The organism is Aeromonas sp. s4 (assembly GCF_040907855.1).
Lineage (GTDB): Bacteria > Pseudomonadota > Gammaproteobacteria > Enterobacterales > Aeromonadaceae > Aeromonas > Aeromonas caviae.
In genome coordinates this window covers 53,606-70,627 of sequence record NZ_JBFOCP010000016.1, presented here as the reverse complement: position 1 = coordinate 70,627, position 17,022 = coordinate 53,606, and the positions used below count along the sequence as shown (strand labels likewise).

Annotated in this window: 24 protein-coding genes and 5 tRNA genes; 21 read left to right on the top strand and 8 right to left on the bottom strand. The window is 61.9% G+C overall.

Annotated features, from left to right (window positions below; translation table 11 throughout):
• Positions 1-83 precede the first annotated feature (83 nt).
• Positions 84-1,046 (bottom strand): lytic transglycosylase domain-containing protein, encoded by a 963-nt coding sequence (locus tag AB5Y89_RS03440; RefSeq protein ID WP_368222876.1) that lies wholly within the window; start codon positions 1,044-1,046, stop codon positions 84-86.
• On the bottom strand, positions 1,043-1,321 hold the full coding sequence (locus AB5Y89_RS03435) for a YcgL domain-containing protein (RefSeq protein WP_029314494.1): 279 nt from the start codon (positions 1,319-1,321) through the stop codon (positions 1,043-1,045). Before AB5Y89_RS03435 ends, AB5Y89_RS03440 begins: the two co-directional genes overlap by 4 nt.
• 106 nt (positions 1,322-1,427) lie before the next feature.
• On the opposite strand from AB5Y89_RS03435, the gene minC reads away from it, so the two are divergent.
• The 6 genes from minC (at position 1,428) to AB5Y89_RS03405 (ending at position 5,132) form a co-directional block, all read left to right on the top strand.
• Positions 1,428-2,153: a septum site-determining protein MinC gene (minC, locus tag AB5Y89_RS03430; RefSeq protein ID WP_268452838.1), complete on the top strand. Its 726-nt coding sequence runs from the start codon at positions 1,428-1,430 to the stop codon at positions 2,151-2,153.
• 18 nt (positions 2,154-2,171) lie between these two features.
• Positions 2,172-2,984 carry a septum site-determining protein MinD gene (gene minD, locus AB5Y89_RS03425; RefSeq protein WP_010674647.1) on the top strand — a complete coding sequence of 271 codons (813 nt, stop codon included), beginning with the start codon at positions 2,172-2,174 and terminating at the stop codon, positions 2,982-2,984.
• Between the two features lie 2 nt (positions 2,985-2,986).
• Positions 2,987-3,256, top strand: coding sequence for a cell division topological specificity factor MinE (minE, locus tag AB5Y89_RS03420; RefSeq protein WP_010674646.1), 270 nt, complete (start codon positions 2,987-2,989; stop codon positions 3,254-3,256).
• A gap of 180 nt (positions 3,257-3,436) precedes the next feature.
• Positions 3,437-3,763, top strand: a complete 327-nt coding sequence (locus AB5Y89_RS03415; protein WP_029314491.1) for an HI1450 family dsDNA-mimic protein — start codon at positions 3,437-3,439, stop codon at positions 3,761-3,763.
• Positions 3,764-3,816: 53 nt separating this feature from the next.
• Positions 3,817-4,524 (top strand): monofunctional biosynthetic peptidoglycan transglycosylase, encoded by a 708-nt coding sequence (gene mtgA / locus AB5Y89_RS03410; RefSeq protein WP_368222874.1) that lies wholly within the window; start codon positions 3,817-3,819, stop codon positions 4,522-4,524.
• A 284-nt stretch (positions 4,525-4,808) separates the two neighbouring features.
• Positions 4,809-5,132: an HI1450 family dsDNA-mimic protein gene (locus tag AB5Y89_RS03405; protein ID WP_010674643.1), complete on the top strand. Its 324-nt coding sequence runs from the start codon at positions 4,809-4,811 to the stop codon at positions 5,130-5,132.
• A 45-nt stretch (positions 5,133-5,177) separates the two neighbouring features.
• Here AB5Y89_RS03405 and AB5Y89_RS03400 read toward each other — a convergent pair whose 3' ends face one another.
• A complete protein-coding gene (locus AB5Y89_RS03400) occupies positions 5,178-5,489 on the bottom strand; it encodes a DUF1289 domain-containing protein (RefSeq protein WP_045524812.1) in 312 nt (103 codons plus the stop codon).
• A 1-nt stretch (position 5,490) separates the two neighbouring features.
• The gene (locus AB5Y89_RS03395; RefSeq protein WP_042014378.1) at positions 5,491-6,360 is read right to left on the bottom strand and encodes a S1 RNA-binding domain-containing protein; all 870 of its coding nucleotides are present in this window, start codon (positions 6,358-6,360) and stop codon (positions 5,491-5,493) included.
• Between the two features lie 271 nt (positions 6,361-6,631).
• On the opposite strand from AB5Y89_RS03395, the gene AB5Y89_RS03390 reads away from it, so the two are divergent.
• The 4 genes from AB5Y89_RS03390 (at position 6,632) to AB5Y89_RS03375 (ending at position 9,011) form a co-directional block, all read left to right on the top strand.
• On the top strand, positions 6,632-7,864 hold the full coding sequence (locus AB5Y89_RS03390; RefSeq protein WP_325769217.1) for a UPF0149 family protein: 1,233 nt from the start codon (positions 6,632-6,634) through the stop codon (positions 7,862-7,864).
• Between the two features lie 150 nt (positions 7,865-8,014).
• Positions 8,015-8,485, top strand: coding sequence for a MarR family winged helix-turn-helix transcriptional regulator (locus AB5Y89_RS03385; RefSeq protein ID WP_010674639.1), 471 nt, complete (start codon positions 8,015-8,017; stop codon positions 8,483-8,485).
• A complete protein-coding gene (locus AB5Y89_RS03380; RefSeq protein WP_043155974.1) occupies positions 8,482-8,670 on the top strand; it encodes a DUF4250 domain-containing protein in 189 nt (62 codons plus the stop codon). The genes AB5Y89_RS03385 and AB5Y89_RS03380 overlap by 4 nt, the downstream gene beginning before the upstream one ends.
• 161 nt (positions 8,671-8,831) lie before the next feature.
• Positions 8,832-9,011 (top strand): hypothetical protein, encoded by a 180-nt coding sequence (locus tag AB5Y89_RS03375; protein ID WP_010674636.1) that lies wholly within the window; start codon positions 8,832-8,834, stop codon positions 9,009-9,011.
• A 95-nt stretch (positions 9,012-9,106) separates the two neighbouring features.
• Here AB5Y89_RS03375 and AB5Y89_RS03370 read toward each other — a convergent pair whose 3' ends face one another.
• Positions 9,107-9,694, bottom strand: a complete 588-nt coding sequence (locus AB5Y89_RS03370) for an FMN-dependent NADH-azoreductase (RefSeq protein WP_039039094.1) — start codon at positions 9,692-9,694, stop codon at positions 9,107-9,109.
• 226 nt (positions 9,695-9,920) lie between these two features.
• Here AB5Y89_RS03370 and AB5Y89_RS03365 point away from each other — a divergent pair, with 226 nt between their 5' ends.
• From AB5Y89_RS03365 to AB5Y89_RS03350, 4 genes are all read left to right on the top strand, one after another.
• The gene (locus tag AB5Y89_RS03365) at positions 9,921-10,811 is read left to right on the top strand and encodes a DMT family transporter (protein WP_041211382.1); all 891 of its coding nucleotides are present in this window, start codon (positions 9,921-9,923) and stop codon (positions 10,809-10,811) included.
• A gap of 73 nt (positions 10,812-10,884) precedes the next feature.
• Positions 10,885-12,063, top strand: a complete 1,179-nt coding sequence (purT, locus tag AB5Y89_RS03360) for a formate-dependent phosphoribosylglycinamide formyltransferase (RefSeq protein WP_041215222.1) — start codon at positions 10,885-10,887, stop codon at positions 12,061-12,063.
• Between the two features lie 128 nt (positions 12,064-12,191).
• Positions 12,192-12,851 (top strand): hexitol phosphatase HxpB, encoded by a 660-nt coding sequence (hxpB, locus tag AB5Y89_RS03355; protein ID WP_043155976.1) that lies wholly within the window; start codon positions 12,192-12,194, stop codon positions 12,849-12,851.
• 130 nt (positions 12,852-12,981) lie between these two features.
• Entirely contained in the window at positions 12,982-13,185 is a 204-nt protein-coding gene (locus tag AB5Y89_RS03350; RefSeq protein ID WP_005336871.1) for a CPXCG motif-containing cysteine-rich protein, read from the top strand.
• Positions 13,186-13,263: 78 nt separating this feature from the next.
• Here AB5Y89_RS03350 and AB5Y89_RS03345 read toward each other — a convergent pair whose 3' ends face one another.
• The 3 genes from AB5Y89_RS03345 to AB5Y89_RS03335 form a co-directional block, all read right to left on the bottom strand.
• Entirely contained in the window at positions 13,264-13,395 is a 132-nt protein-coding gene (locus AB5Y89_RS03345) for a hypothetical protein (protein WP_277750265.1), read from the bottom strand.
• A gap of 27 nt (positions 13,396-13,422) precedes the next feature.
• Positions 13,423-13,554, bottom strand: a complete 132-nt coding sequence (locus AB5Y89_RS03340; protein ID WP_241656714.1) for a YciI family protein — start codon at positions 13,552-13,554, stop codon at positions 13,423-13,425.
• 101 nt (positions 13,555-13,655) lie between these two features.
• Positions 13,656-14,267, bottom strand: coding sequence for a riboflavin synthase (locus tag AB5Y89_RS03335; protein WP_039039091.1), 612 nt, complete (start codon positions 14,265-14,267; stop codon positions 13,656-13,658).
• Between the two features lie 133 nt (positions 14,268-14,400).
• On the opposite strand from AB5Y89_RS03335, the gene AB5Y89_RS03330 reads away from it, so the two are divergent.
• The 7 genes from AB5Y89_RS03330 (at position 14,401) to AB5Y89_RS03300 (ending at position 16,905) form a co-directional block, all read left to right on the top strand.
• Positions 14,401-14,607: a YaeP family protein gene (locus AB5Y89_RS03330; protein ID WP_010674629.1), complete on the top strand. Its 207-nt coding sequence runs from the start codon at positions 14,401-14,403 to the stop codon at positions 14,605-14,607.
• A gap of 151 nt (positions 14,608-14,758) precedes the next feature.
• A complete protein-coding gene (locus tag AB5Y89_RS03325) occupies positions 14,759-16,138 on the top strand; it encodes an MATE family efflux transporter (protein ID WP_029314480.1) in 1,380 nt (459 codons plus the stop codon).
• Positions 16,139-16,332: 194 nt separating this feature from the next.
• Positions 16,333-16,409, top strand: a tRNA-Val gene (locus tag AB5Y89_RS03320).
• Positions 16,410-16,420: 11 nt separating this feature from the next.
• A tRNA-Val gene (locus tag AB5Y89_RS03315) sits at positions 16,421-16,497 on the top strand.
• 17 nt (positions 16,498-16,514) lie between these two features.
• A tRNA-Val gene (locus tag AB5Y89_RS03310) sits at positions 16,515-16,591 on the top strand.
• 121 nt (positions 16,592-16,712) lie between these two features.
• Positions 16,713-16,789 (top strand) — tRNA-Val (locus AB5Y89_RS03305).
• A 39-nt stretch (positions 16,790-16,828) separates the two neighbouring features.
• Positions 16,829-16,905 (top strand) — tRNA-Val (locus AB5Y89_RS03300).
• Positions 16,906-17,022: the final 117 nt, after the last annotated feature.

Here is a 17,022-nt window from a genome sequence, read left to right as displayed (position 1 = left end):
AATAAAGGGAGGCCGACAAGGGATAAAAAGAGACGGGCATATCACCTCCACCCGTTCGCCGTGACAGGAGAACGGGGGGAGAGCTATTTCACGATGCGATCGGCCAGGGTGCCGACGGCCACCACGAAATAGGGGGAGCGATTCCAGTGACGCAGTACCCGGTAATTGTCATAGGCAAGGTAGCTTCGCCCGTGAATATCGTCAGGGCGGATGAGGGAGGCCTGCATGTCGACCACAGGCAGAGGTGAGCCGTCCTGCTGGCGAACCCCGAGGGCCTGCCAGGTCGCCAGGGATTTGCGGGTATCAAGCCCCAGCAAGGCGGGGTCCAGGCGTTCTGGCACCCTCACCCGCCGTCCCCAGGTCTGGTCTTCGCGCCAGCCGTTCTGGCTCAGATAATTGGCAGCCGATCCAAATACATCCGCGAGATTGCCCCAGAGATCCTTCTTGCCGTCCCCGTCCTGATCCACCGCGTATCGCAGGAATGACGAGGGCATGAACTGCACCTGTCCCATGGCCCCCGCCCAGGATCCCTTGAAGTTGGCGGGGTTCACATGTCCCTGCTCCAGAATGCGCAGGGCATCGAACAACTCGCCTTTGAAGAAGGCTTCACGGCGACCGTCCCAGGCCAGGGTCGAGAGAGAAGAGATAAGGGGATAATGGCCGGTTATTTTGCCGAAATTGGTTTCAATTCCCCACAAGGCAACAATAAAGCGGGGCTGTACCCCATATTCCCGGCCTATTTTTGTGAGCAGCGGCAAATGCTGGCGATATAAGGTTTGGGCTTGCTTGACTTTCCATTCCGGCACCGCCCGGGGAATATATGTGTCCAGGGTCAGTTTGAATTCCGGCTGATTTTTGTCGTGCCCGATGGCGGCATCGACAAGGTGGACATCCGCAAAGGCCGCACTCACCGTCTCGGGCAACATGCCCGCCGCCAGCGCCTGCTCTTTGAGGCTTGCCACGTACTGGTCAAAATCGGGGCCGGCCTGCACCGGCGATCCCGACAGGGCGCCTGACAACAGCAGTGCCAGCCGCCCCGCCCTCATCGTGCGCCCTTTAATTGCGCCTTGTGCTGCTCCAGCAGGTTTTCCGGTGGCGGTGGCACCTGCAGATAAAAGCCCTGGCTCTTCAGGGCGGCCATCACCCGCTCCGTGGAGGCCAGCCCCAGGGGCTTGGCCGGGTCCAGCTTGGTCATCAGGACCAGTTCGGGACGCCCGAAGGTACTCATCAGCACCTCGGGAACGCGGGAAAAGTCCTCTCTTCGTTCAATAAAGAGATAGGTCTCGGCTTTTTTGCGACTTTTATAGACTGCACACAACATGGAAATTGATATAATCCGACGGGTTTATTGCCTCTGGTGGTGGCAAACTATAACATCAGGAATTGAATAACAATAACGTATTACCGTCTCGGTTCGGGGAAGATTCATGGTTGAACGCGATAACGAATTGAAAGGGACCACCTTCACTATTTCTGTGTTGCATCTCAGCGATGGCAATCCGGCCCGGATCCGACAACTGCTGGAGGCCAAGGTCGCGCAGGCCCCCCAGTTTTTTAATTGTGCCCCCCTCGTCCTCAATGTGGAACGCCTCGAGGCGATCCCCGATTTCGAACAGCTCAGGGAGCTGGTCGAGTCGGAAGACTTCGTGCTGGTCGGGATCACGGGGGCGCGGGACGAGGCGATGAAGACGGCCGCCAAGGCGGCAGGCCTCGCCGTCATGGTGTCAGGCAAGAGCCGCAAGGCAGAACCTGAGCCGACGCCGCCAGCACCTGAGTCCAAGCCAGTGGAGGCCGCACCGGTTCCCCCGGTGCCAGCGCCCGTGGAGGCAAGCAAGGTCCACGTGGGCCCGGTGCGCTCCGGTCAGCAGATCTATGCAGCCGGCACCTCGCTGGTGGTGCTGGGCTCGGTGAGCCCTGGCGCCGAAGTCATCGCCGATGACAGCATCCATGTTTATGGTGCCCTGCGTGGCCGAGCCATCGCAGGGGCCAAGGGCAATCCCAAGGCTCGCATTTATTGCCAGCAATTGCAGGCCGAGCTGCTCTCCATCGCGGGCACCTTCCAGCTCAGCGATGCATTGCCTGCAGGCGTGATACAAGAGCCGGTCCATATCCGGCTCGACAATGAACAACTTCGTATAGACCGAATCAAATAGAGTTACAAGGAAGCGAGAATGGCGCGAATCATAGTCGTTACATCGGGCAAGGGTGGCGTTGGCAAGACGACAACCAGCGCGGCACTGAGCACCGGTCTGGCCCAGCGTGGCCACAAGACCGTGGTCATCGATTTTGACATTGGTCTGAGAAACCTGGATCTCATCATGGGTTGCGAGCGGCGCGTGGTCTATGACTTCGTCAACGTCATCAACGGGGAAGCCAACCTCAACCAGGCCCTCATCAAGGACAAACGTTGCGAAAACCTGTTCATCCTGCCCGCCTCCCAGACCCGGGACAAGGATGCCCTGACCCGTGAAGGGGTGGAGAAGATCCTGGATCAGCTGGCGGAGATGCAGTTTGACTACATCGTCTGCGACTCCCCCGCCGGTATCGAATCCGGTGCCCTGATGGCGCTCTATTTCGCCGACGAGGCCATCGTCACCACCAACCCGGAAGTCTCTTCCGTGCGTGACTCGGATCGCATCCTCGGTATCCTGGCCTCCAAGTCTCGCCGTGCCGAGCGCGGTGAGGATCCCATCAAGGAGCACCTGCTGCTGACCCGCTACTGCCCGACCCGCGTCAACCGCGGCGACATGCTGAGCGTGCAGGACGTACAGGAGATCCTGGCCATCAAACTGCTCGGGGTGATCCCGGAGTCCCAGGCGGTGCTGCGCGCCTCCAACTCCGGCGAGCCGGTCATTCTGGACAAGGAGTCCGATGCCGGTCAGGCCTACGAGGACGCCGTCGCCCGTCTGCTGGGTGACACCAAGGATTTCCGTTTTCTGGAAGAAGAGAAGAAGGGCTTCTTTAGCCGACTGTTCGGGAGTTAAGCATGTCATTATTGGATTATTTTCGTTCCAACAAGAAACAGAACACCGCACAACTGGCCAAAGAGCGGTTGCAGATCATCGTGGCTCACGAGCGTTCATCCAGAGGGGGGCCGGATTACCTGCCCCAGCTCAAGCAGGACATCCTCGACGTGATCCGCAAATACGTGCAGATCGACCCGGACAAGATAACCGTCCAGCTTGATCAGAAGAGTGACGAGTTGTCGGTGCTGGAGCTCAACATCACCTTCGCCGACGACCAGAAGAAGGGATGAGCTGACGCACCATGCGCGACCCCTTCCCCCAATGAAGACCGGATCCTTTCCCAGGATCCGGTTTTTTAATGCCTGGCGTCCCGGCATCTCGCCAAGGGCATCAGGGCCAGCTAGAATACCGCGCACCCCGAGGCGCTGCCGACGGACTTTCCCTCTCCCCTTATCTGGAACACGGCTTTTATGTCTTTGAATGACGAAATGCACAGCGTCGAGGAACTGCTCGACACCGCCCTCGAACTCTTCATGGAGCTGGCCTCCGACAACCTGCCCGAGCAGGAGATCGTCCGCTTCAATCAGGAGTTCAACGACCGCGGCCTGCTGGCGGAGACCGATCCCGCCGACGACTGGGCGGCTGACGTGGGGTTTGAGGTGAGCGACGCCGACTATGCCGAGATCTGGGTCGGTCTTGGCAACGAACAAGAAGAGTACGAGCACCTGTTTGCCCGCATGCTGCTCTCCCGCCGCGTTGACGAGAAGTTCTGCCACATCGAATGGCTGCCCCAATAATTCCGGATCCCGATGATCCTGGCCACTATGACTGGGACGGCGGGCCCGCGCCCGTGAGGCCTTCACGCAGACGGCGACTGCTGGGCTGGCTCGGCAAGCTGCTGCTGGCCGCCTTTGCGAGCACCATCGTCTCGGTCGCGCTGCTGCGCTTCATCGACCCCCCCATGTGGACCTGGCGCCTCGAACGCGCCCTGTTTCCCCCTGCCAAGGTGGCCGAGGTGAAGCACGACTGGGTGCCACTTGAGCAGATTTCCCGGGAGCTGCAACTGGCGGTGATCGCCGCTGAGGATCAGCGCTTTGCCGAACATCACGGTTTTGACATGGATGCCATCAGCTCGGCCCTCAGGTACAACCAGCAAAGCGGGCGGGTGCGCGGTGCCAGCACCCTCAGCCAGCAGACCGCCAAGAACCTCTTCATGTGGAGCGATCGCAGCTTCCTGCGCAAGGGGATAGAGGCCTGGTTCACCCTGTTGATGGAGCTGGGCTGGGACAAGTCCCGCATTCTCGAGGTGTATCTCAACATCGTGGAGTTCGGACCCGGCATCTATGGCGCCGAGGCGGCCGCCAGACACTACTTCGGCAAACCGGCGATACGCCTCACCCGCTACGAGGCCTCCCTGCTCGCCGCCGCCCTGCCCAACCCCTGGCGTTATCGGGTAAAGCCCCCCTCACCCTATGTGCAGCAGCGCTCGGCCTGGATCCGTCGTCAGATGGGTCAACTCGGGCAAGTCACCCTGAACCGGGTCCACGGCACAGAGTAGCGCCATCCTGCGGATCAGAGGCGGGCCCCAGATGGCCGCCGACGGTTTCCCGATGAAGGGGCAGATAGTGCCACCACCAGGTTTCGCGCCGCCGCTTGATCTGCCTTCTGTACTGTCGTCGCTTCATCTTGTCAGGCCGCCCCGTCACGCCGCCCCTGCTGGCGGCTCTGTTAACCTTATCCCCTGATCCCGCCATTTGACAGCACGGCGTCACCGCCCCCGGGCTGGCTGCCCATCCCAATACTTGTTAAAGTGGCGAACCTGGACGTATCTGGAGTGATTTCATGGAACAACGTAGCCCGGATCAGCTGGTCGAGTGGGCCTATGATCAGTTTCTGGAGCAGGCCGCCGACATGCTGGCCCCCGAACAAATCGTCGACATCACCCTCGAGTTCGAGCAACGTGGCGCGGTGGAGGCAACCCTGCCCAATGCCGACTGGTCAACCGAACTCGGCGAGCCGGTGGACATGGCACGTTGGGCCGAGGTCTGGGTCGGCTTGCTGGATCATCAGGACGAGTTCGAGGTGATCTACGCCACCTTCCTGCTCCCCCGGGATCAAAGCGAGCACGACGTGCATATCCGCTGGCACCGCCAGCAACAGGCATAAGAAAAGGCGCCCCAGGCGCCTTTTTCGTTTTTTGCGATGCCCGAGTCAGGGGCGTGTCGCGATGGCCTTGGCCAGACAGCGGCGACACCAGCAGGCGCTGGCATCGCTCATGGGCAACGCGGGAAGCTGGCTGCACCAGCAGCGCTCGATGGGTTCCCCCGCCGACACGGCGCAGAACGCCGGCTCGCCGCAGCCCGGGCAGGCATGAGTGCTCTTCGAGCCATCGAGCTCGGCCATGCGGGCCAGCTGGGCCTCGCTGTCCATGACGGACCACTGGCCTATCTCGGTCAGGGTGCGGCCACAACCGAGACAGAGCCCCTCCTTGGCCCGGCAGTCACCGATGCAGGGACTCGGCACCTTATTCGTCCCCTGCCGGCGTGTCGGAGCCCACGAGGCGGATGCTGTGCTCCTCGATGACGATCTTGCCCTGCTTGTAGAGGCCGCCGATCGCTTTCTTGAAGGTGCCCTTGCTCATGCTGAACATCTTGTAGATGACGTCAGGATCGCTCTTGTCTCCCACCGCAAGGCTGCCCCCCTGCTTTTGCAGACGCAGCAGGATGCGCGCACCGGCGTCATCCATCCGGGCCAGCCCCGGCTTTTGCAGGGTCAGGTCCAGCTTGCCATCTTCGCGCACCTGCTTGACCCAGGCGGTCAGCGGTCGGCCCGTCATCACGCGGCCGAACACCTCGTTCTTGAACAGCATGCCGGCGTACTGGCCATTGACCACGGCCTTGATGCCAAGGGGAGTGTGTTCCCCCGGCAGCACCGTCACCTCGTCACCGCTCTTGAAAGGAGGGTCGATGCGCAGGAAGCGCTCCAGACGGCTGGTGCCGACCATGCGCCCTTCGTTGTCCAGCATCAGATGCACCAGATAGACATGGCCCACCTGCATCGGCTTGTTCTGCTCGCGGCTTGGTACGAAGAGATCCTTCTTCATGCCCCAGTCGAGGAAAGCACCAATCTTGTTGGCGTTGACCACCTTGAGACCGACGATGTCCCCCACCATGGCGAAGGGCTTGTCGGTGGTGATCACCGGTTCGCAATCAGCATCCAGATAGAGGAAGACGGACACCTCGCTCTCCTCGGCGACGCCTTCCGGCAACTGGCGCCTGGGCAGCAGCAGCTCGCCGTATTCCCCCGCCGCCAGCCAGGCGCCGCGCTCCTCAATCTCGACGACGGTCAGGGTGTTCATCTTGCCAATCTGTAACATGGTGATCTCTTCTTTCAATATCCGGATGGGCCCATCTCATGGAAGACCCGTCATATAGAGGTGCATCGCCGCCGTCGGATGAGAGAGGACGGGGCCGGTTTATGTCATGCAGGCGCGCATGTTACCCCAGAGCGGCAGCAGGACCTAGCCCCTCCCCCCTGTGTCTGACCTCTTTTCCCGCTCCCGGGTGGCCAGATTGACGATATTAGCAGCATTCAGTTCCCCCTTTGCTGCAAATAACCCCACTTTTAGGTAGACTTCGCGGCCGTCAAATCCAGAGGAAGCGTCGATGAACCCAGCCACTCGTACCCGTCATCTCAATCAATGGATCCAGACCCACAGCCAGCAGGAGATGAGTTACCCCGCCCTGCACGGCTTCCTGTGCGCCCGTCTGACGGGGCCCGTTGCCCCCGACTGGCAAGATCCGCTGGCCGGCCTGCTGCCTCATGATGCAGCGCTGGACGGGAAGAGTGCCGAGGCGCTGCATCACCTGATCGCCGAGCTGGAAGCCCAGGCCGACGACGCGCAGCTGGCCCTGCCGAGCCAGTGTCGCCTCTCTACCGACAACCCGGAGCAGGTGTTTGACAAGCGCCATCCTCTGGGCCAATGGAGCTATGGCTTCAGTCAGGGGGTGGCCTGCTGGCCGGCGCCGACCGACCTGAACGATCCGGCGACCCGCCATCGCTTCAGCCTGGTGGCCGAGCTCTGCCTGTTTCGCGACAAGCCCATGGCCATGATGCTGCACCAGGCTGCGGCCAGCGAGCTCCCCTTCCTCGATTTTTGCAAGCGTCAACGCCAGCAGATGAAGACGGCCCTCAACCTACTGCTCGGCCAGGATCACTACGAGGCCGAGCCTGAAGAGAGCCCGTCCCTGGACAACGAACAGACTCGCCAGTGGCAGCAGTGGTTCGAGCTGGCGGCAGAGAGCCGCGATCCCCTCGCTCGCCTTGGCTGGTTCGAGCGCATCATTGCCGATGCCAACCTCCTGTTCGATGAGGCATTCTGGCAAGCCCACGCGGGCCATGGCTGGCAGGTCCCCGAGGCACGCCCTCTGATCGCGGCCAGGGCCGGTCGAGCCGATTGCCTGCTGCGACTTGGGCAGCTTGGGCAGGCACGGGATGAGTACCTGGCCCTGCTCGCCCTCTGTCGCGCCGACGAGCCCGCTTGCCGCCACCCCCTCTCCACCCTCTATGCCTGGCAAGGGGAATGGGATGCCCTGCAACAACTGCTGGTGCGCTTTGATGAAGCCTCCTGCTGGCTGCTCTACAACAAGGCCTTGATGAGCTTTGTCTGCGAAGGGGAAGCGGCGGCGCGCCCTCATCTGGCGGCGGCAATGGAGGTCAATCCCCATGTGCCCGCCACTTTGCTGGGCCAGCGCCGCTTGCCCAAGCAGGAGCCTCGCCGCTGGCAGGGAGGCAGCCGTGACGAGGCGGCGCTCTACGCCTTGCAGAGTCGCGAGGCCTGGCTGACCCACAACGCCTTGATATGGCTGCGAAAGAGTGCGGGCAAGCAGGCCAGTTGAGACCCCAATTGCCGATTCGATGACAGAACACGTGCGCAAACGCACATTTTTCTGGTGACTGGTCAGACAAATGCCCCTGTGTTACGTATCATCAAGGCCAAAGTATCAAGAGAAACTGCACCCGATGCAGCCGCCACAGCAGGATGTCATATGTCGAAGATCATTGAGCTGCTCGCGCACTACCCTCCTTATCAGCTGGTTCACGCCGCTGAGATGGTGCGCGATACCTTTGAACAGTTTTATCAGCAGCGGTACCAACTCACCGTGCCCCAGTGGCGCCTGATGATGGTGCTCGGCCCCCACTACCCCATCAGCCAGAAGGAACTGGTGGAGGCGAGCGGCATGGACAAGGTACGGATCTCCCGCGAGATCCATCGTCTGGTGGAGAAAGGCATCCTGTTCACCGAGAACAGCGTGCAGGACAAGCGCATCAGCCTGGTCTCCTTCACCCCGGCGGGGCTCACCCTGTTCCAGCAGCTCAAGACGGAGGCGGGAAGCTGGCAGCACACCCTCACCGACTATCTGCCGGCCGAGGCGCGCCAGAGCATTCGCCTGCACCTGCAGAGCGTCAGCGATGCCATCGAACAACTTCACCTGCTGGACAACGAGCAACCCTCATGAAGCTGAACAACTTTGCCACCATGGATGTCAACATGCTGCTGAGCCTGGTCAACATGCAGCTGCGTGATCACTACGAGGATCTCGATGATCTCTGCCGGGCGCAGGATCTCGATAAAGAGGCCCTGGTCGCCAGGCTGGCCAGTGGCGATTTTCACTATCAGGAAGATCAGAAGCAGTTCAGATAGGGATCCGGATCACAACCCGACCCATGCCGCTGGCTCCGTCGGCAAAAGCTGCTAAGGTGGTGGCTACCCGGTCCGTTGATGTTCGCAAGAGGTATGGATACATCTTGTTGTCACAGACCGCGGTTAGCCTCTTGTTCACCACCCGCAGCCAAGGATGACCCATGATGCGCCTCATTCGACCAACCAGCCTGATCACCCTCTGCACATTGCTGGTGATCAGCCTCTTCCTCCCCCAGGTCCCCAACAGCGCCGAGCAGTGGCTCACCACCCTGCTGCTGGCCTCCCTGGTGGCGGTCTTTCTGATGGTCGGCAGCGGCTGCCGCCACTTCCTGCGCGAATAACGACGTCAGAGCGTAGTGTCTGTGCAAAAACAACAACGCAGCCCGAGGGCTGCGTTGTTGTTTCAGGATACTGGGGGCCAAGGCCCCGAGTCGCATCAGTAAGCCAGGGTTTCCAGCTGCTCCTTGGCCTGCTCGATCCCCTTGGCTTGCGCCTCCGGCCCCATGCCCATGCCTTCGGCATAGATGAAGTCCACTTCGTTGATGCCGATGAAGCCCAGCACGGTACGCATGTAGGGGGTCACCAGGTCGGTGGCATTGCCCACGTGCATGCCGCCACGGGGGCTGACCACCAGGGCGCGGGTGTTCTCCACCAGGCCGACCGGACCGGTCTCGGTGTAACGGAAGGTCACGCCGGCACGGGCCACCAGATCGATCCAGTTCTTCAGCTGGGTCGGGATGTTGAAGTTGTACATGGGGGCCGCGATGATCACCAGATCGCTCGCCTTGAGCTCGGCGACCAGCTCGTCGGACTGGGCCAGCACCGCTTGCTGACGCTCGTTCAGGTTCTCGCCACCACGCAGGCCCATGGCCAGCTCGCCGTCCAGCACCGGCAGGTTCAGGGTCGCCAGATCGCGTACCTGGATGGTGTCACCCTGGCGCTCGGCCAGGTAGCCGTCGATCAGGGCGTTGGATTGGGAATACTGGCCCAGGATGCTGGACTTCAGAACGAGGATATTGGCCATGGTGAAACTCCATTTGATTGTCAATTGAACAGCCAGGCTGTCGATGGAGGTCACTATAAAGACTGGCATTAAAGCCTGATAGCGAAAATAGATGCTCAAGTCATTCAAAAAATTTGATGCCTGTGCATTTCCTCGGCAGAGAGGGGCTCATCAAACTCCACACCCTTGGCATGACAAACGATTGCCGTTATGATCCGCCGCACTTTTTGTACGTGATCCGGATCTCATGACCTCCTCCCGCAGGCACTCCCCCTTTGCCGGCGCCGTCTGGATGATGGTGGCAGGCCTCTGCTTCGCCGCCGTCAACAGCCTGAGCCAGTATGTCAGCTTCACGCTCGGCCTTCCCTCGACCCAGGTCGCCTTTCACCAATATCTGATAGCCCTGGTCTGCCTGCTGCCCTGGCTGGTGCGCCACGGTCTGCGCCAGTCCCTGATGACGAACCAGCTGCGCCTGCACCTGCTGCGGGTCGCCCTGGCGGTGACCGGCATCCAGTTCTGGCTCTGGGCCCTGGCGGTCCCCGTCCCCATCTGGCAGGGGATCGCGCTCTTGATGACCTCCCCCCTGTTTGCCACCCTGGGATCAGCCCTCTTTCTCAAAGAGCAAGTGAGCCGGGCACGCATTCTCGCGACCCTGGCGGGGTTTGTGGGCGCCATGCTGATCCTGGCCCCCTGGACCGACGACTTCACCCTTGCCTCCCTGCTGCCGGTGGCGGCCGCCCTCTTCTGGGCAGGCTACTCCTTGCTGGTGCGCTATCAGGCGGCCAGCGAGTCGTCCCACACCATCGTCGTCTACCTGCTCGTCTTCAGCACCCCGTTCAACGCCATGCTGGCGATCCCTGAATGGCAGTGGCCAAGCGAAACCCAGTGGCTGCTGGTGGCCGCCTCTGGCGTACTGTCGGCACTGGCCCAGATGTCCATCGCCCGCGCCTACAGCGTGGCGGAGGCCTCCTTCGTGCAACCTTTTGATTTTGCCAAGCTGCCCATGAACGTGCTGGCCGGCTGGCTGGTATTTGGCTGGGCGCCCCCCGGTCGCTTGTGGCTGGGGGCGGCCATCATCATCGGCGCCATCACCCTGCTCACCCATCTGGAGCAGCGCGCCCACCCACCCACTTCCTGAGGTACGCCATGCGTGCCTCTTTTTTTGCTCACCCGGATCAGCCCTGCTGACCACCGACCTCAGGAGAGATCAGATGTTTGGAACCGCCACCCGCCCCACTGCGACCCGCGCCCTGCTGCTGGGATCAGGCGAACTCGGCAAGGAGGTCGCCATCGAGCTGCAGCGGCTCGGTATCGAGGTGATCGCCGCCGACCGCTATGCCAACGCCCCCGCCATGCAGGTGGCCCACCAGGCCCGCGTGCTGGACATGCTGGATGGCGCCGCCCTGCGCGCCCTGGTGGCCGAGGTCAAGCCCGACCTCATCATCCCCGAGATTGAAGCCATCGCCACCGACACCCTGGCCGCCCTCGAGCAGGAAGGGGTCAAGGTGGTGCCCAATGCCCGCGCCACCCAGCTCACCATGAACCGGGAGGGGATCCGTCGCCTCGCCGCCGAAACCCTGGGGCTGCCCACCTCTGCCTACCGCTTTGCCCAGAGCAAGGAGGAGTTTGTGGCCGCCGTCGAGGCCATCGGCCTCCCCTGCGTGGTCAAACCGGTGATGAGCTCCTCCGGCAAGGGGCAGAGCCTGCTGCGCGATCTCGCCAGGCTGGATGAAAGCTGGACCTATGCCCAGGAGGGGGGCCGTGCCGGTCGTGGCAAGGTGATTGTCGAAGGCTTCGTTCCTTTCGAGTACGAGATCACCCTGCTCACGGTGCGCGCCGTCGATGGCATCCACTTCTGCGAGCCTATCGGCCATCGTCAGGAGGATGGCGACTACCGCGAATCCTGGCAGCCCCAGGCCATGAGCGAGCTGGCCCTGGCCCGCTCCAAGGAGGTGGCGGCCAAGGTGGTTGAAGCCCTTGGCGGCTACGGTCTGTTCGGGGTCGAGCTCTTCATCAGGGGTGACGAGGTGTGGTTCAGCGAAGTCTCCCCCCGCCCCCACGACACCGGCATGGTGACCCTGATCTCCCAGGATCTCTCCGAGTTCGCCCTGCACGTGCGCGCCATCCTGGGGCTGCCCGTCGGCACCATCACCCAGTACGGCCCGAGCGCCTCTGCCGTGGTGCTGCGGGAAGGCCACAGCCAGGATATCCGCTATCAGGGGATCGGCGAGGCACTGGCCCTGGTGCCCGGTGCCCAGTTGCGTCTCTTTGGCAAGCCGGAGATCGCCGGTCGTCGTCGCCTCGGGGTGGCGCTCGCCCGTGGGCAGGATTGCCAGGAAGCCGTGGAGCAGGCCAAGACGGTGGCAGCCCAAGTCGAGGTACTGTTCTAGGCACTCCGCTTTACCACGCAAAAACAAACGTTTATCTGCGTGATCCGGCGCAAGGGGCAGGTGACTGCCCCTTTCCCATTGAAGCACCGGGCTTATAATCCCCCCTTCACCTATGTCAGGAGTACAAGATGTTAACTGCCGTGATCTTCGATATGGATGGTGTTCTGATCGACTCGGAACCCTTCTGGCAACGGGCACAGATGGCCGTCTTCGCCGAACTGGGCCACTTCCACACCGAGGAGGACTGCAACTCCACCATAGGGGTGCGCATCGATCAGCTGGTGGCCCACTGGTACCGGATCCGCCCCTGGAGCAGCCCCAGCCAGGAAGAGGTGGTACAGCGCATTCTGGATCAGGTGATCGCACTCATCCTGCAAGAGGGACAGCCCAAGGCCGGGGTGCTGGAAGCGCTCGACCTCATCGAGGCCCAAGGGCTCAAGATCGGGCTCGCCACCTCCTCCCCGTTTGCCATGGTCGAGGCGGTGCTCGGCAAACTCGGCATCCAGGACCGTTTCATGGCGGTCCACTCCGCCGAGGTGGAGCGCTTTGGCAAACCCCACCCGGATGTCTATATCCACGCCGCCGAGAAGCTCGGCGTCGAGCCTGTGCACTGTCTCGCCATTGAGGACAGCTTCACCGGCCTGCTGGCGGCCAAGGCAGCCTCCATGACGGCGCTGATCGTGCCGGACCCGGCGCTGGTCGGCGATCCCCGTCTGGCCATCGCCAACCACGAGTTGCGCTCTCTTGCCGAGCTGAACACAGAGATGCTGGCCGGCTGGGTCAAGTAGGCAACACGGACTGACCTCCTGCCTCGCTTGAGCCCGCTCATAAACGTGCGCTTGCTCGCGGTTGCGCCGCCCTGTGGCGACTAGAATCAGCAGGAGCACAGAGACGGCCCACGGGCCCGAGGAGGTCACCATGATCGAGTACACCAGCAAGCGTATCGTCTGCCCCCACTGCGGCCACCACACCCGGGTCGAGCTGGATGCCAGCCAGGGGGATCAGGAGTTCTACGAGGATTGCATGGCCTGCTGCAACCCCATCCACCTGCGGCTGCACCGGGATGAAGCCCGCGACTGCCTGCAACTCTTCGTGGATGCCGACGACGAGCAGCTGTTCTGAATTCCCCTGTCCAGACACAGACAAAAACAAACGGGACCCTGTGGGTCCCGTTTGTTCTGGTGCCATCGTCAGGCTGGATCACGCCTCCCTCAAGCACGCCGCCTTCGCCGACGTCATGGTCGGAACAAACTCCACCACCTGATAATCGGCCGCCTCTGCCTGCTTGAAGGGATCCTCTGCCAGCATCGCCTCCAGGGCGTCTCGGCTCACGCCCTGCGCCAGTATGACGCCCCCGACTCAGGGTACCTGACGCCCGGATGCCAGAAAATGGCCTGCGGCATATTGCCGCTCCAGCCACGCAATGTGGGCCGGGATCAGGGCATCGATCTCCGCCAGCGGTTTCACATAGGTCAATGTCACGACAAACATAGGGAAGTCTCCAAGGCTCTGGGGCGGCGCCTCTTCCACAAGAGGGCGCCTTTCCCGTGATGCCGCCATCCTCTTCAAACCCTGGGGCAGCGCTCAGGTGGTTACTGGCGCGCCGCCAGCACCCGCTCCACCGTGTCGACGATGGCCTGGGTCTGGGGGTCAATCTCGATGTTGGTCCGCCAGCCGGCCTTGACCCAGCCCAGATTGGTGCGGGCCAGGGTCTCGGGGATCAGGTTGACGCAGAACTCGCTGGCGCGCACCTCGCCCACGGTGAGGCTGATGCCGTCGATGCCGATGTAGCCCTTGGTCAGCACGTACTTCATCAGCGCAGGATCGAGGCGATACCACACCTGGCGGTTGTTGGGGGTGTCGATGACCGAGGTCACCTCGGCCGTCCCCATGATGTGGCCGGACATGGCATGGCCGCCAATCTCGTCCCCAAAGCGGGCGGCCCGCTCCACGTTGACCTTGTCACCCACCACCAGTTGCCCAAGGTTGGTGAGGCGCAGAGTCTCCTGCATCAGATCGAAGCTGACCAGATCCCCCTCCACCCGGGTGACGGTCAGGCAGCAGCCGTTGTGGGCTACCGAGGCCCCCAGGGCCAGCCCCTCGCCCCAGGCCGGGCTCGGCATGCGGATCACGTGGGTGCGAAAATTGGGCAGTGAATCGATGGCCACCAGTTCGGCGGTCCCTTGTACGATGCCGGTGAACATGAGTCTCTCCAGGCTGTGAAAATTGTCGGCAGGTTACCCCCGGCCACCTTGCAAGACAAGGGTGCCGGCTGACAAGGAGAAGCGCGATCGCTATAGTGACCCCAATCAATCCAGACTGAACGAGGAAACAAAAATGCAGGTATATCAATGCTGTGAAGCCATTCGCATCGCCTACAACCAGATTGGCTCCGGTGAGCAGGGTTATGTGCCCCAGGCCATTGCCGCCAGCATACGGGCGCTCAACGCCGTGGCCTCCGACGAGCGGGTACCAGCGGATCTGCGCGAGCAGGCGGCCTATGCCGCGGCCAACCTGCTGATCAGCGATCACGAAGACGCCTGATCCCGGCTACAAATCTGCCGCCGACCTTCCCCGTTGGCGGTTTTTCAGGCTAGAATGACACCCCCGCATTTTGTCTCCTCAGGACGAGGAGGCAAAAGCCCATCTCTCTTGTCCGCTCTTTCTCTTTTATCTGATCCACTCGGAGGTGTCAGTGCAACGTTATTGGTCCGAGGCGAAGCAGCTCGTTCGTCTAGCCAGCCCCATTCTGGTCGCCCAGGTGGCCCAGATCGCCATGAACTTCGTCGATACCGTGATGGCGGGACAGGTGAGCGCCGTGGATCTGGCCGCCGTGTCGGTGGCGTCCAGCTTCTGGTTGCCGATCATCTTGCTGGTGCAGGGCATCATCATGGCCCTCACCCCCATCGTTTCCCAGCTCAACGGCGCCCGCAAGCAGGACGAGGTACGCCCCGCCGTGCACCAGGGCTTCTGGCTCGCCCTCATCGTCACGCCCATCGCCATGGTGGCACTCTACTTCAGCCCCCTGGCACTGCAGTTCATGGACGTGGATCCCGTCATGGCGGCCAAGACTGCCGGCTACCTGCACGCCATCCTGTGGGGCCTGCCCGCCTTCGTGATGTTCCAGGTGCTGCGCAACTTCAGTGAGGGGCTCTCCCACACCATGCCGACCATGGTGATCGGGTTCGTGGGGCTCGCGGTCAACATCCCCGCCAACTACATCTTCATTCACGGCCACTTCGGCATGCCGAAACTCGGCGGCGTCGGCTGCGGCGTGGCCACTGCCATCGTGCTCTGGGCCATGCTGCTGGCGATGATCGTCTATGTGAAGTGCTCTGCCCACTTCAAGCGCATCAACCTGTTCGCCCAGCTGGCACGCCCCAACGGCAGCCGGATCTGGCGCCTGTTTCGCCTGGGGTTTCCCATCGCCATGGCCATCTTCTGCGAGGTGACCCTGTTTACCGTGGTGGCCCTGATGCTGGCCCCCTTCGGTGCGGAGACGGTGGCGAGTCACCAGATTGCGCTCAACTTCTCCAGCCTGGTCTTCATGCTGCCCCTCTCCATCGGTGTCGGCGTGACCATCCGGGTCGGTCACAACATAGGGGAAGGTCAACCGGATCAGGCCAGGGTCGCCGCCCGCACCGGCCTGATGCTGGGCATGGGAGTCGCCGCCGCGACCGCCGCCCTCACCGTGCTGCTGCGCGACCCCATCGCGGGGATCTACACCGACGACCTGCAGGTGATCGGCCTCGCCGCCACCCTGCTCTTCTTCGCCGCCATCTACCAGATCTCCGATTCGGTACAGGTGGTGGCCGCGGCGGCCCTGCGCGGTTACAAGGACACCCAGGCCATCTTCTACGTCACCATCGTCGCCTATTGGGGGCTGGGTCTGCCCACCGGCATGATCCTGGGGCTGACCGACTGGGTGGTACCGCGCATGGGCCCTCAGGGCTTCTGGATAGGCTTCATCGTCGGTCTCACCTCCGCCGCCCTGATGCTGGGCGCACGGCTGCGCGTCATCTACGGCCGCTTCGCCAGCCCCGCGGCCTGCACCGCCCTCTCCCGGGCGCAATAGGGCGCGGCCAGGGGCACGGGGAGCCGCACTTTTGGGGCGGCTCGCCTGTAAAATCAACAGGCTGCACAAGAACTGGGCAAACAGTCTCCTTTGTGCATGTCCCTTGTTGACAGCCTTGGGGGCCATGGGTAGTATGCCGACCACGCCAGCAGTGCTGGCGGGATAAAACGGGTCTTCAGCCCGGTTTATGAAGTGGGTTTATAGCTCAGTTGGTTAGAGCACTACCTTGACATGGTAGGGGTCGTTGGTTCGAATCCAATTAAACCCACCACTTTTCGTGATGCGTCCTTAGCTCAGCTGGTTAGAGCACCACCTTGACATGGTGGGGGTCGGTGGTTCGAATCCACTAGGACGCACCATCACGAAACCCTGTTATGCGTCCTTAGCTCAGCTGGTTAGAGCATCACCTTGACATGGTGGGGGTCGGTGGTTCGAATCCACTAGGACGCACCATAACAGTTTGAATAAATTGCAGATATGAATTTGATGTGGGTTTATAGCTCAGTCGGTTAGAACAGTACTTTGACATGGCGTAGGCAATGTCGTTGGTTCGAATCCGGTTGAACACAGATGTGGGTTTATAGCTCAGTTGGTTAGAGCACTACCTTGACATGGTAGGGGTCGTTGGTTCGAATCCAATTAAACCCACCACTCCCCTGCAATGACACACAAAGTCGCCTTGCGCACCCTGCGTCCTTAGCTCAGCTGGTTAGAGCATCACCTTGACATGGTGGGGGTCGGTGGTTCGAATCCACTAGGACGCACCAGATTTGAAAAGCCCGCTTGATAGCGGGCTTTTTGCATTGGTCGGCTCTGACATCCGCTCTCCCCCGTCATCTGCCTCCTGTCCCCTCTGGCCCGCGGGCCGCCATTGTCGTGCCATG